Source organism: Cupriavidus taiwanensis, assembly GCF_900250115.1.
Lineage (GTDB): Bacteria > Pseudomonadota > Gammaproteobacteria > Burkholderiales > Burkholderiaceae > Cupriavidus > Cupriavidus taiwanensis_B.
Window position 1 is genome coordinate 680,749 of sequence record NZ_LT984804.1, and the last position, 12,674, is coordinate 693,422.

Below are 12,674 nucleotides of genomic sequence, written 5' to 3' on the forward strand. Positions count from 1 at the left end.
GTCAGGCGGCGGGCGCCGGCTCGCACCAGTCGCGCACCAGTTCCACCGCCTTGCGGCCGTCGCTGGCACAGGCCGCTTCGCCCAGCACGCGGCTCCACCAGCGTTCCGACCCGTCCGCCACGCGCCACGCATGCAGCCGGCGCGTATAGAGCTGCAGGTCATATTCCTCGGTAATGCCGATCGCGCCATGCACGGCATGGGCGATCGCGGCCACCGGCGTGACCGCGTCGCTGGCGCGCAGCTTGCCGATCGCCGCGCGCAGCGGCTCGGGCGTGGCGCCGTCGCTGTCGCAGGCCAGCTGCGCCGCCACCCGCGCCGCAGCGACATGCTCGGCCATCTCGCTGACCTGGTGCTGGATCGCCTGGAACTTGCCGATGGCGCGGCCGAACTGCTGGCGGTCGTTGGCGTATTGCAGCGTAACGTCAAGCACATGCGACAGGGCCCCGGCCAGTTGTGCCGCATGCAGGCACGCGCCCAGCGAGCGCACGGTGCCGGCCGGCAGCTGGAATGCCGCGGGCGCGGCGGCGTCGGGGCGCGGCACGCGCAGGGTCAGGTCGCCGTGCGCGCCGGTGGCCTCGGCGTGCGCCGCCGGGGCGGGCAGCAGCAGGCAGCGCTCGCCGTCCTGCAGCAGGAACCACTGCGCATGGCGCGCGTCCGCCACCAGCGTGGCGGCGGCGCCGTCGTCGAAGCTGGCCAGCGCGATCGGGCCGTCGGGCAGCGCGACGCCGCTGGCATGCAGCAGCGCGCGCGCGAACATGGTCTGCGCCAGCGGCAGCGGCAGGGCATGGCGGCCGGTGACGAACAGCACCGGCGCCAGCTCGCGCAGCGGCAGCGCGGCGCCGTTCGCGGCTTCCGGCAGCAGGCAGTCGGCGAAGCCGCTATCGCGCAGTGCTTGCCAAAGCGGCTGCGGGTCGGCCTGCCGTTCCAGCGAGCGCACCGTGGCGGGCGTGCAGCAGTCGCGCAGCAGCGCGTCGAGGGCATCGGAGTAGGCGTTATGCATGGGCAATCTCGTTCAGGATGACGGTCGGCGGGGACGCGGCAACGCTCAGCGCAGGCCGAGCCCGCGCGCGATCATGCCGCGCAGGATTTCGCGGGTGCCGCCGCGCAATGAATACGACGGCGCGATCTGCGTGACATAGGCCAGGGTGCGGTACAGCGCTCCGTCGGCCGCGAGTGCCGGTTCGTCGCCGAGCGCGGCTTCCACCAGTGCTGGCACCGACTGCTCGAAGGTGGTGCCCAGGTCCTTGACCAGCGCCGCCTCCACCACCGGGCTTTCACCGCCGGCCAGCCGCGCCGTGACCGCCAGCGACATCGCGCGCAGCACCGCCAGGTGGCCGGCGAGGCGGCCCGCGGTGACGGTGTCGCGCCGCGCCGGCGGCAGCCGGCGCAGCGCGTCGAGCCAGGTGTCGAGCAGCACCACGCTGGAATACAGCCGCTCCGGGCCGCTGCGCTCGAACGCCAGCTCGGCGTTGACCTGCTCCCAGCCGCTGCCTACGTTGCCGACCAGCGCATCCGGTTCCAGCGCCACGTCGTCGAAGGTCACTTCCGAGAAGTGCGCATCGCCGGTCAGATCGTGGATCGGCCGCACCGTGACGCCGGGCGCATGCAGGTCGACGATGAACTGCGACAGCCCGGCCTGCCGGTCCTGCGGCGTGCCCGAGGTGCGCACCAGCGCGATCATGAAGTGGCAGCGGTCGGCGTTGGTAGTCCAGATCTTGCGCCCGTTCAGGCGCCAGCCGCCGTCCGGCTGGCGCACCGCGCGCGTGGCCACGCTGGCCAGGTCCGAGCCGGAATTGGGCTCGCTCATGCCGATGCAGAAGAAGGCCTCGCCGCGGCTGATGGCGGGCAGGTAGCGCGCTTTCTGCGCGTCGTTGCCGTAGCGCAGGATCAGCGGGCCGCTCTGGCGGTCGGCGATCCAGTGCGCCGACACCGGCGCGCCGCACGCCAGCAGCTCTTCCACCAGCACGAAGCGCGAGAACGGGTCCAGTCCCGCGCCGCCGTACTGCGCCGGCAGCGTGATGCCGACCCAGCCGCGCGCGGCGAGCGCCCGGCTGAAGCCGGCATCGAAGCCCATCCACGAGCGCGCCCGTGTTTCCGGCGGCAGCGCCGGCAGGTGTTGGTCCAGGAACGCCCGCACTTCGGCGCGGAAGGCGACGGCGTGTGGCGGCAGTGTGGTGAGGGTGAAGGTGGAAAGCAATGCGGTCACGTTTGAGTCCTGTCGCTTGATATTGCAGAGGCGTGCTTTAGATTCCGCGCAGCGTCACCGTCCTGCCAGCAGCCGGCGCGCGGTGTAGGTCATGACCTGCTCCCCCCGCTGGTTGAACACCTCGATGCGTGAATCCACCACGGCGCGGCCGCTGCGCGAGGTCGGGCGGATGCCGGCCACGGTCACGGTGGCATGGATGGTGTCGCCGACCAGCACCGGGCCGTGGATCTGCTGCGTCAGTTCCAGCATCGCCAGGCCGGTGCCCTGGATCATGGTCTGCAGGATGAAGCCCTCGATCAGGGTATAGGTCAGCGCCGCCGGCACCGGCCGGCCCTGGATCGCGCCGCCGTCATAGCCGGCTTCGATAAAGATGGCCTCGACCATGCCGGTGACCGAGATGAAGTTGACCAGGTCGGTCTCGGTGACGGTGCGGGCGAAGGTGCGGAAGGCCTGGCCCTCGTGCAGGTCTTGCCAGTAGAAGCCCTGGCCCAGGCGGGGCAGTTCTGCGTGCGTCATGGTGTCTCCGTGGCGGGGGCGCAGCGCGCGGCGCCGCTCTGTTGCAGTTGTGCGATCTGTTCGGGGCCGAGGCCGGCCTCGGCCAGCACCTCGCCGGTGTGCTCGCCCAGCCGCGGCGGAAGCGCCAGCGGCGCGCGCTGGCCGTCGAAGCGCACCGGCGCGCCCGGAAAGCGCAGCCTGCCCATGGCCGGGTCGTCGGCGGTTTCAAAGAAGCCGGTGGCGGCCAGGTGCGGATCGTGCGGCAGGTCGTCCAGCGCGTTGATGCGTGCCACCGGGATCTGCAGCCGTTCGCACAGTGCCACCCAGTGCGCGGTGCTGTGCGCCTGCACGATCTCCCCGGTCAGTTCGTAGAGGGTCTCGATATGCTCGGTGCGGGCCGCGATATCGGCAAAGCGCGGGTCGGCAGCCAGTTCCGGGCGCCCGGCGGCGTGGAAGAAGTCGCGCCAGTGCGCATCGGTGTACGGCATCATGCAGACATGGCCGTCGGCGCTGCGGTACGGACGGCGCAACGGCGCCAGCACGCGCGGATAGCCGCTGGGGCCGCGCGGCGGCTCGAAATGGCGGCCGTAGAAGTGCTCGACCAGATTGAACGCCACCATCGATTCGAACATCGGCACCTCGACCAGCGTGCCGTGACCGCTGCCGCCGTTGGCCTGGCGCCGCGCGCGGCCGGCCAGCGCCGCGCACACCGACAGCGCCGCCACCAGCCCGCTGGTCTTGTCCGCGGCAATGGTGGGGAAGTAGCGGCTGTCGCCGGTCTGCGCCACCATCAGCGCGGCATTGCCCGCCAGGCCCTGGATGATGTCGTCGTAGGCCGGCCGGCCGCCATAGGGGCCGTCCTCGGCAAAGCCCAGCAGGCTGACGAAGACCAGGTCCGGGTGGCGCGCCCGCACGGTGTCGGGGTCCAGCCCCAGCGCGGCCAGCTTCTGCGGCCGCATGCTGTGCATCAGCACGTCGGCGCGCTCCAGCACGCGCGCCAGCGCAGCTTGCGCCGCGGGCTGCTTCAGGTCCAGCACCACGCTGCGCTTGCCGCGGTTGACGCCGAGGAAGATCGCCGCCATGCCGGGTTCGGCGGCGGGCCCGGTGCGGCGTGTGGAATCGCCCTCGGGCGGCTCGACCTTGATCACCTCGGCGCCCAGGTCGGCCAGCCACTGGCTGGCATATGGCCCCATCACCACCGTGGACAGGTCGACCACGCGGATGCCTGCAAGCGGCAGCATAGTGTCTCCGATGTCTTGTACTGTGGGCCACAGGGTAGATCAGTGGGACCGGGTGGTCTAATATTAGTTTTTTAGGAATCGATATTCTCTGGATATTGCAGCCCATGGACCTGCGCCAACTGCAGCAGTTCGTCGCCCTGGCCGAGACCGGCAACTTCCACCGCGCCGCCGAACGGCTGCACATGGCGCAGCCGCCGCTTTCGATCTCGATCCGCAAGCTCGAGGAGCAGCTCGGCACGGCGCTGTTCGTGCGCACCTCGCGCGGGGTGCGGCTGACGCAGGCGGGCGAGGCCGCGCTGCATGACGCGCGCCGGGCGCTGTTCCACGCCCAGCAGGCGCGCGCCGCGGCGATGGCGGCGGGCCAGGGCGAGCGCGGCGCGTTGCGCATCGGCTTTATCGGCTCGGCCACCTATGCGCTGCTGCCCAAGCTGATCCCCGCCTTCCGCGCCGCGCATCCGGGCATCGAGCTGATCCTGCATGAATCCACCACCGCCGCGATCCTGGACCGCCTGCAAAAGCACCAGATCGATGCCGGGCTGGTGCGCTTTCCGATCCTGAGCAGCGGCGACTACGCGCTGACGCCGCTGGAAAACGATGTCTTCGTCGCCGCGGTGCCGGCCGACAGCCCGCTGGCGAGCGCGGATGCCGTCGCGCTGCGCGCGCTGGCGGACCAGCCCTTCATCATGTATCCGGCGGCGCAGGTGCCCAACCTGCATGCGGTGGCGATGCTGCTGTGCCAGCAGGCGGGCTTCGTGCCGCGCGTGACGCAGGAGGCGGTGCAGGTGCAGACCCAGGTCAGCCTGGTGGAAAGCGGGCTGGGGGTGGCACTGGTGCCCAGCGTGGCGGCGCGCTATGCCAACCGGCGCGTGCGCTTCCTGCCGTTGTCGAGCCCGCGGCCGGCGGGCCGCATCGGCATTGCGCTGGCGGCGCGGCCCGATGACGGCGACCGCCAGGTGCAGCGCTTTCTGGCGGCGGCGCAGGCCGCGGTGGAGTGACCGGTGAGCGCGGAAGCCTGGCCGCTTGTATGTTCAGACCAGACCAGTGCGGTAGAGTCTGAGCGTCGTTGAGGCGGCCAGACCGGCCCGTGCAGTTTGATAGCCGCTAGGGTGATCGAGCCCGCGCCTGAGTACAGAACGCACGGTCGCCGTGCTGGTCTTCCTGAAGCCCGAACGGTTACGCGCGCCTTGTGTGAGCGCGCATGCACAAGCAAGGGATCTGAAGACCATGTCTGTTATCTCAGTTGTTGGTATTGACGTTGCGAAGGCACACGTCGATGTCTGTGTACTGGGCTGGGCGCCAATCGCGATACCCAGCAGTTTGCCAACGATGCCGAGGGCCATTCGGCACTGGCCGCGACCTTGCAGCCGCTGGGGATTGGCCTGGTGGTGATGGAGGCCACCGGCGGCTACGAGGCGGCACTGGTCTGTGCGCTGCAGGCGGCAGGCCAACCTGTGGCGGTGATCAACCCGCGCCAGGCCCGCGATTTCGCCAAATCCATGGGGCGCCTCGCAAAGACCGACACCATCGATGCGCGCATGCTCGCCGAACTGGCCTCGGTACTGGTGCAACGCGAAGACCTTGCGCGCTTCCTGCGCCCGCTGGCCGACGCCCAGCAGCAGTGGCTGGCGGCCCTGGTTACGCGCCGGCGCCAACTGCTGACCATGTTGAACGCCGAACGCCAGCGGCTGCAGATCACGCCGGCCGGGCTGCACCCGAGCATCGAGGCCATCGTGGCGGCCATCAAGGCCCAACTGGACGACGTGGAGGCGCAGATGGTGGGCCACATGCGTGAGCACTTTGGGGAACTAGATCGGCTGTTGCAGTCGGCCAGCGGCATCGGCCCGGTGGCCAGCGCCACGCTGATTGCCGAATTGCCTGAGCTCGGGCGGCTCAGCCGGCGCGAGATCGCGGCCCTGGTAGGTGTGGCGCCCATGGCCAATGACTCGGGCAGCAGCAGGGGGCGGCGCCGGATTCTGGGAGGGCGCTTCGAGATCCGGCGGGTACTGTACATGGCCACGCTCACCGCAACCCGGCACAACCCCGCCATCAAAGCCTTCTACCAGCGCCTGACAGCCGCCGGCAAGCTGCCCAAGGTGGCGTTAGTGGCCTGCATGCGCAAGTTGCTGACCGTGCTCAACGCCATGGTCAGAACCAGCACCCCTTGGGGCAAATCGCTTCACCGAACTTGACTTTGAAGACGGTTACTCAGGCGGCGCGCGGGCGCGGGGCGCGCGGCCGGATCGCCGAGGTCATGCCGGCCCGCTCCAGGTTCACGCCGGGCAGCAGGTGCAGCAGCCGCACCAGCTCGGACTGGCGATGCGTGCCGGTCTTGCGCAGCGTGTCGCGGATATGCACGCGCACGGTATGGGGCGAAAGGAATTCGCGCTCGGCAATCTCGTTGAGGGTTTCGCCGGCGGCGAGCCGGATGGCGATGATGCTTTCCTTGCGCGACAGCCCGAACAGCGAGCTCAGCACGCCGGCGTCCAGCACCGAGCGCGATTCGGAGTTGCCCAGCAGCAGCATCGCCGCCGGCAGCTGCCACGGGCCCTCCACCGGCTGGCGCGACACCAGCGGCGTGACGATGATGGGCACCGGCTGCCCGCCCGAGGTGATATGCATCCACGAGCCCGACGCGGCGTCGGCGCCGCGGCCGTGCATGGCGCCGTCGAGCAGCTTGCGCAGCACCGCCTGCAGCGTGTCGCTGTGGGCGCGCAGCACGCCGTCCTGCAGCGACAGGTGGCTGTCGGCCTGCACCAGCGCTTCAGCCCAGCTGTTGGCATAGCGCACGCGCAGGTCGGCCTGCAGAACCATCACGCCGAAGTCCAGGGTATCGAGGCCGGCCAGGCCCAGGCTGGCCAGCCCGCTCAGTTCAAAGTTGCGCTGCTGCATGCGCGCGGCGCGCACCCAGTGCGGCATGACATGGGACAGGCGCCGCTCGCGCTGGCCGGTGCTGATGCTGCCGGCGTTGGTGCCGCTCATCAGCACGCACACTTCGGCGTTCTCTACCAGGCGCACGCCTTGTTCCAGCTCGTTGCAGGCCAGCGCCGCGATATCGGTGGCGCCGCCACCGCAACCGCGTGCCGCGACGTCGCACACCGCGCTGCCGGCGCCGCCGCCAGAGCGATCGAGCGGTCCGGGCAGGCAGTCGGGCAAGCTGGCGCCGCTGGTGAAGCAGCCGTGCGGGGTGACGCCCAGGCGGGCATGGCCGGCCAGCTTGTCCCAGATCAGGTAGCGCGGGCTGATGGTGCAGGTGTACCGGGAAAACAGATCGAGGGCGGCGGGCATGGCCGCGACGTCAAGCGCGGACTCATAGATGGAGTCGACCAGACGATGGAAGTCCTCGTCCGTTGTCGGGTGTTCGCCCATGTTCAGATCCCCCCGGTGGCAAACGCCTCTTGCTCTGCGCCACGGCCAGTGGCCACATCCCTTGGTGTTATCGGTTCCGTTCTGGCGTTCTGTAGTGGCGCCGATACGGCTGCTGCCGGCCGCGCCTTGCGTTCGCGCTTGCCGTGCCGCAATCATGCCAAACAATGTTGTATGTTTTATATCCCGTGGTGGCAGGGGAAACCCCGATTGTGCGGCGCAAGATTCCCGGCACGGCTGATCCGGCGCCGCTAATTTCGGCGCTGCCGGGCGTGATCGTGGTCACTGGGGTGGTCACTGCGGCGCCGCTTTCGCCGCCAGTTCGCCCGAGGGCAATTCCACCGTCCCGCCATCGACCTGGATGGTCAGGTTGGGCGAGGCCATGCGGATGCCGCTGGCGTCGAAGTTGCGCTTGAGCCGCGCATTAAAGGCGCGCGTGATTTCCGCCTGCATCAGCGGACGGGTCTTGATCTGCGCCAACACCACCGGCCCGCTCGGGTCGAAGCGGTCCAGGCCCAGGATCTCGAGTCCGGACATCAGCTTGCGGCCGTAGCGCAGATCGTGTGCCAGATCGGCGCCGGTGGCGCGGATCAGTTCCAGCGCCCGGTCCAGGTCGCTCTGGTAGCTGATGCCGATACTGAGCACGGCGTAGCCGTAGCCGCGCGACAAGTTCTTGACCGCCTTGATCTGGCTGTACGGAAGCGTGTGCAGCGCGCCGCGGCCGTCGCGCAGCTTGACGGTGCGGATGGTCATGGCCTCGACCACGCCGGCGTGGTCGGGCAGCTCGATCGAGTCGCCGATGGCGATGGAATCCTCGATCACGATAAACAGTCCGGTGATCAGGTCCTGCACCAGGCTTTGCGCGCCGAAGCCGATGGCCAGGCCGACCACCCCGGCCCCTGCCAGCAGCGGCGTCACGTTGACCCCCAGGTTGGCGAGCACCACGATCACGGTCAGCACCAGCAGGCCGATGAACGAGGCATTGCGCACCAGCGGCAGGATGGTCCTGGCGCGCAGGCTGGGCTGCGCTGCGCGCGCGTGCGTGGGCGACAGGGACTGCATGATGGCGGTATCGATCAGCAGCCAGACCAGCCAGGCCAGCAGCACGGTGCTGGTGACGCGCAATGCGGTTTCGGTCAGGTGGCGGCCGATGGCCGAAGATTCCGCCAGCCGCACCAGCGAAGAGCCCCACACGCGCATGACCATTTCCACGAAACCGGCCCAGACCAGCACCCGCACCAGCGCCAGCGCAAAGCGCCCGAAGCGCTGCAGGTAGGCCGAGCGGCGGCGGTCGCGGATGCGCGGCGCGCGCGCGCCGGCCTTGGGCGAGCGCCCCAGCACCATGGTCAGCAGCAGCGCGGCGACGAACAGCGCCACCGAGGCCACCGTGCGGCGCAGGAACACATCGGCATGGCCAGTGGCCAGCACGGTGCCGATCACCGACGCCACCACCACGGCCAGCACGGGCAGGTGCCAGGCGTTTCCCGCCAGGCGCAGCAGGTCGGTCACGGCGGGGTGGGCCTGGCGGAAGGCCAGCGGCCGCTGGCTGATCAGCTGGCCGATCTGGCGGCGGAAACCCAGCGCGAACACGCCGATGCCCAGCGCCGCGGCGATATTGGCGAGGGTCGAGACCAGCGCCGACAGGTTGCTGCCCAGCAGCGCGGCCATGCGGGCGTCGGCGGCGCCGTTGCCCAGCGCCGCCAGCGCGCCGGTGCAGAACAGCAGCCACGGCGAGCGCGCCAGCAGTTGCCGCACCGCCAGTTGCCGGTGCGCGCTGCGGAACAGCGCGAAGATTACCTGGCACACCGCCGCCGCGACCGCGCCGGCGACGATGGCGTAGGCGAGCAGCACCGCGGCGACGCTGGCCGGCGATTGCGCGAACAGTTGCCGCGCCAGCAGCAGCGTCAGCCCGAACGCCACCACCCACGGCCCGATATGGCGCAGCATGTAGACGCCGACGTCGACCCATGACGGCAGTTCGGGCAGCTTGCCGCGCGGCGCGCGCGGGGCGTCGGCGGCGCGCCGCCGACGCAGCCGGTGGCCGGCCTCGCGCAGCAGCCAGCCGCAAACACCCCATGCCGCCAGCACCAGTGCGAATTCGCGCAACGAATACAGTCCCGTGCGCGTGCCGTTCTGCGTCAGCGCGGCGCGCCATTCCTCGGCGGCGAAGCGCGTGCGCCAGCCCCAGTATTGCCAGGGGCCGCGGTCTTCGCGCAGATGTGAGTCGACCTCGTCGAGCACCTGCGCCATGGTACCGATCAGCCCGGGCGTCGAGGCCGCCGCCGGCGCTGCCACGGCCGCGGAAGCCGCCAGGCCCTGGCGCAGGGTTTGCAGCTGGCTCAACAACGCACGCCGCTCGCCATCGTCCTGCAGCGTGGCGATGACCTGGTCCAGCGATTGCGCCAGCGGCACGCTGGCGGCAGCGGCGCTGGCCGGCGCCACGGGTTTTTCCGCCGGCGCCAGCAAGGCGGCGAGCTGGTCGGCCGGGGCGGCGCGCGCCGGCAGGGCGCACAGCAGCGCCAGCAGGCCGGCCAGCAAGGCCAGTGCCGTGCCCAGCACGGCATGCCGGCGGCGCCGGGCCAAGGCATGAGGTTCGGGTTTGCGCATGGCGGGTGATCGTCTGCCGGCTGGCGCCGGCGCCGGAATGGCCATCGATCGCGCCACTGTAACGCATCGGTCGCGGGGTGTGCCGGGCGGCGCGCGCGCACATTTGGACAGCTTGGTCGCATTCGTCGCTTCAGACGATGCATTGGCGGCGCCGATCCCCGAATCTCGAACCCACTCCGGTACACGCGATTCTGCGCCTGCCGGCTTCAACCAGACCGCGGCCGCGCAGCGCCGGCCGCACAGGAAAAAGAGACAAAGGAAAGACGGCATGGAACTCAATGCATCGGTATCGGCAGTGGTGACGGGTGGCGCTTCGGGGCTGGGCGCGGCCACCGCGCGGGCGCTGGCGGCCCAGGGCGTGCGCGTCGCCCTGTTCGACCTGAACGCCGAGAAGGGCGAAGCGCTGGCGCGTGAACTTGGCGGCGTGTTCTGCCAGGTCAACGTGACCTCCGAGGCCGAAGTCGAGGCCGGCTTTGCCAAGGCGCGCGCCGCCATCGGCCAGGAGCGCATCCTGGTCAACTGCGCCGGCACCGGCAATGCCATCAAGACCGCCTCGCGTTCCAAGGAGGCGCCGGACCAGATCAAGCACTTCCCGTCCGATGCCTTCGAGCGCATCATCCAGATCAACCTGATCGGCACCTTCCGCTGCATTGCACGTTCGGCCGCCGGCATGCTGACGCTGGATACCGCCGGCGGCGAGCGCGGCGTGATCATCAACACCGCCTCGGTGGCGGCGCAGGACGGCCAGATGGGGCAGGCGGCGTACTCGGCGTCGAAGGCCGGCGTGGTCGGCATGACGCTGCCGATCGCGCGCGACCTGGCGGGCGAGGGCATCCGCGTCAACACCATCCTGCCCGGCATCTTCAATACGCCGCTGCTGCAGGGCGCGGCCGAGAACGTTAAGGCCGCGCTGGCCGCGTCGGTGCCGTTCCCGAAGCGCCTGGGGCAGCCGGAAGAATTTGCCTCGCTGGCCGTCGAGATGTGCCGCAACGGCTATTTCAACGGCGAGTCGGTGCGCCTGGACGGCGCCATCCGCATGGCGCCGCGCTGAAGCCACGACGGGCCTGTCGCCATGGCCGGACCGCGCGCCACGCGAGTCCGGCCATGGCATGAATTCTTTGGGAGACGCGGATGGATTTCAGCTATCTGACGACGCTGCCTCACGCGGTGCGCCATTTCGCGCGCCTGCGGCCGCAGGCGGTGGCGTATTCGTTCGAAGGCCGGCAGACCACGTATGCCGGGTTCGAGCGCAACACGGACCGCGTGGCGCAGGGCTTGCTGGCCGAAGGCGTGCGCGCGGGCGATCGCATCGGCTATATCGGCAAGAACAGCGACCACTATTTCGAGCTGCTGCTGGGCGCGGCCAAGGCCGGGGCGGTGATGGCGCCGGCGAGCTGGCGCCTGGCCCCGCCCGAGGTGGAGTTCATCCTCGCGCATTGCGATGCGGTGGTGCTGTTTGTCGGCGCCGAGTCGGCGGCGATGGTGCGCAACCTGCTGCCGGCGCTGCCGCTGGTGCGCAAGGTGGTGGTGATGGAGCCGTGCGACGGGCAGGGCGACTGGCCCTGCTACACCGACTGGCGCGACGCGCAGCCGGCCACGCCGCCGGCGCATCAGCCGGCGGCGCACGACGTGGTGCTGCAGCTGTACACGTCGGGCACCACCGGGCGCCCCAAGGGCGCGATGCTGACGCACCGCAACCTGACCATCGGCACCGAGGTCAGCGAGCGCGAACACCTGGCCTGGTCGCACTGGGTCGCCGACGATATTTCGCTGGTGGCGATGCCGGTGGCGCATATCGGCGGCTCCGGCTGGGGCCTGCGCAACCTGCTGTCCGGCGCCAAGGGCGTGGTCGCGCGCGAGTTCGATCCGCGCGCGGTGCTCGACTTCATCGAGAAGGAGCGCGTCAGCAAGCTGTTCCTGGTGCCGGCCGCGATGCAGATCGTGCTGCGCGACCCGCGCGCGCGCCAGGTCGACTATTCGCGCCTGAAGTACCTGCTGTACGGCGCCGCGCCGATTCCCGCGGCGCTGCTGCGCGAAGGCATCGAAGTGTTCGGCTGCGGCTTCGTGCAGCAGTACGGCATGACCGAGACCACCGGCACCATCGTCGCGCTGCCGCCCGAAGACCACACCACCGACGAGGTCCCGCGCATGCGCGCCGCGGGCAAGGCGCTGCCGGGGGTCGAGCTGAAGGTGGTCGATTACGAAGGGCGCCAGCTGGCACCGGGCGAGGTCGGCGAAGTGGTGGTGCGCTCGCAGCACAACATGGCCGGCTACTGGAAGCAGCCTGAAGAGACAGCGCGCACCATCGATGCCGAGGGCTGGCTGCGCACCGGCGACGCGGGCTACATGGATGCCGAGGGCTACCTGTACATCCACGACCGCGTCAAGGACATGATCATCAGCGGCGGCGAAAACGTCTATCCGGCCGAGGTCGAAAGCGCGATCTACGGCCATCCGCAGGTTGCCGACGTGGCCGTGATCGGCGTGCCGGACGAGAAGTGGGGCGAGGCGGTCAAGGCCATCGTCGTGCTCAAGCCGGGGCAGGCGGCCGACCGCGATGCGATCCTCGCCTGGACGCGCCAGCGCGTGGCGGGCTTCAAGGTGCCGAAGAGCATCGAGTTCGTCGACGCGCTGCCGCGCAACCCGTCGGGCAAGCTGCTGCGCCGCAAGCTGCGCGAGCCGTTCTGGGAAGGCATGAACCGGCAGGTCAACTGAGCCCGCAGGGCACGCGCCAAGGCCCGCCATCACCGGCGGGCTTTGCT

The 12,674-nt window shown here is 70.2% G+C and carries 9 protein-coding genes and 1 pseudogene; 4 read left to right on the plus strand and 6 right to left on the minus strand.

Translation table 11 applies throughout. The annotated features are described in order from the left end of the window. Position 1: 1 nt before the first annotated feature. Genes CBM2586_RS19865 through CBM2586_RS19880 form a run of 4 tightly spaced genes read right to left on the minus strand, consistent with a single transcriptional unit; the run spans position 2 to position 3,942 of the window. Positions 2–1,000 (minus strand): acyl-CoA dehydrogenase family protein, encoded by a 999-nt coding sequence (locus CBM2586_RS19865; protein ID WP_115665277.1) that lies wholly within the window; start codon positions 998–1,000, stop codon positions 2–4. Positions 1,001–1,045: 45 nt separating this feature from the next. Further along, the gene (locus CBM2586_RS19870) at positions 1,046–2,206 is read right to left on the minus strand and encodes an acyl-CoA dehydrogenase family protein (RefSeq protein ID WP_115689374.1); all 1,161 of its coding nucleotides are present in this window, start codon (positions 2,204–2,206) and stop codon (positions 1,046–1,048) included. Positions 2,207–2,260: 54 nt separating this feature from the next. Then, a complete protein-coding gene (locus CBM2586_RS19875; protein ID WP_115665275.1) occupies positions 2,261–2,722 on the minus strand; it encodes a MaoC family dehydratase in 462 nt (153 codons plus the stop codon). Further along, on the minus strand, positions 2,719–3,942 hold the full coding sequence (locus CBM2586_RS19880) for a CaiB/BaiF CoA transferase family protein (protein ID WP_115689376.1): 1,224 nt from the start codon (positions 3,940–3,942) through the stop codon (positions 2,719–2,721). The genes CBM2586_RS19875 and CBM2586_RS19880 overlap by 4 nt, the downstream gene beginning before the upstream one ends. Positions 3,943–4,046: 104 nt before the next feature. On the opposite strand from CBM2586_RS19880, the gene CBM2586_RS19885 reads away from it, so the two are divergent. Both CBM2586_RS19885 and CBM2586_RS19890 read left to right on the plus strand, forming a co-directional pair. Continuing rightward, complete coding sequence (locus CBM2586_RS19885) at positions 4,047–4,937, plus strand: LysR family transcriptional regulator (RefSeq protein WP_115665273.1); 891 nt, start codon at positions 4,047–4,049, stop codon at positions 4,935–4,937. 229 nt (positions 4,938–5,166) lie between these two features. After that, a pseudogene (locus tag CBM2586_RS19890) lies at positions 5,167–6,131 on the plus strand (IS110 family transposase). A 16-nt stretch (positions 6,132–6,147) separates the two neighbouring features. Here CBM2586_RS19890 and CBM2586_RS19895 read toward each other — a convergent pair. Together CBM2586_RS19895 and CBM2586_RS19900 are read right to left on the minus strand one after the other, a co-directional pair. Then, positions 6,148–7,308 carry a helix-turn-helix transcriptional regulator gene (locus CBM2586_RS19895; protein WP_115665272.1) on the minus strand — a complete coding sequence of 387 codons (1,161 nt, stop codon included), beginning with the start codon at positions 7,306–7,308 and terminating at the stop codon, positions 6,148–6,150. Positions 7,309–7,599: 291 nt separating this feature from the next. Further along, positions 7,600–9,912, minus strand: a complete 2,313-nt coding sequence (locus tag CBM2586_RS19900; RefSeq protein WP_115689378.1) for a mechanosensitive ion channel family protein — start codon at positions 9,910–9,912, stop codon at positions 7,600–7,602. A gap of 268 nt (positions 9,913–10,180) precedes the next feature. Here CBM2586_RS19900 and CBM2586_RS19905 point away from each other — a divergent pair, with 268 nt between their 5' ends. After that, complete coding sequence (locus CBM2586_RS19905) at positions 10,181–10,963, plus strand: SDR family NAD(P)-dependent oxidoreductase (RefSeq protein ID WP_025586544.1); 783 nt, start codon at positions 10,181–10,183, stop codon at positions 10,961–10,963. Between the two features lie 80 nt (positions 10,964–11,043). After that, positions 11,044–12,627 (plus strand): fatty acid--CoA ligase, encoded by a 1,584-nt coding sequence (locus tag CBM2586_RS19910; RefSeq protein WP_115665269.1) that lies wholly within the window; start codon positions 11,044–11,046, stop codon positions 12,625–12,627. The last annotated feature ends 47 nt before the right edge of the window (positions 12,628–12,674 follow it).

What these genes read in the sequence shown, in the direction of transcription:
- CBM2586_RS19865 (WP_115665277.1), bottom strand. Translation starts at nt 1,000, where the DNA reads ATGCATAACGCCTACTCCGATGCCCTCGACGCGCTGCTGCGCGACTGC.
- CBM2586_RS19875 (WP_115665275.1), bottom strand. Translation starts at nt 2,722, where the DNA reads ATGACGCACGCAGAACTGCCCCGCCTGGGCCAGGGCTTCTACTGGCAA.
- CBM2586_RS19880 (WP_115689376.1), bottom strand. Translation starts at nt 3,942, where the DNA reads ATGCTGCCGCTTGCAGGCATCCGCGTGGTCGACCTGTCCACGGTGGTG.
- CBM2586_RS19885 (WP_115665273.1), top strand. Translation starts at nt 4,047, where the DNA reads ATGGACCTGCGCCAACTGCAGCAGTTCGTCGCCCTGGCCGAGACCGGC.
- CBM2586_RS19895 (WP_115665272.1), bottom strand. Translation starts at nt 7,308, where the DNA reads ATGGGCGAACACCCGACAACGGACGAGGACTTCCATCGTCTGGTCGAC.
- CBM2586_RS19900 (WP_115689378.1), bottom strand. Translation starts at nt 9,912, where the DNA reads ATGCGCAAACCCGAACCTCATGCCTTGGCCCGGCGCCGCCGGCATGCC.
- CBM2586_RS19905 (WP_025586544.1), top strand. Translation starts at nt 10,181, where the DNA reads ATGGAACTCAATGCATCGGTATCGGCAGTGGTGACGGGTGGCGCTTCG.
- CBM2586_RS19910 (WP_115665269.1), top strand. Translation starts at nt 11,044, where the DNA reads ATGGATTTCAGCTATCTGACGACGCTGCCTCACGCGGTGCGCCATTTC.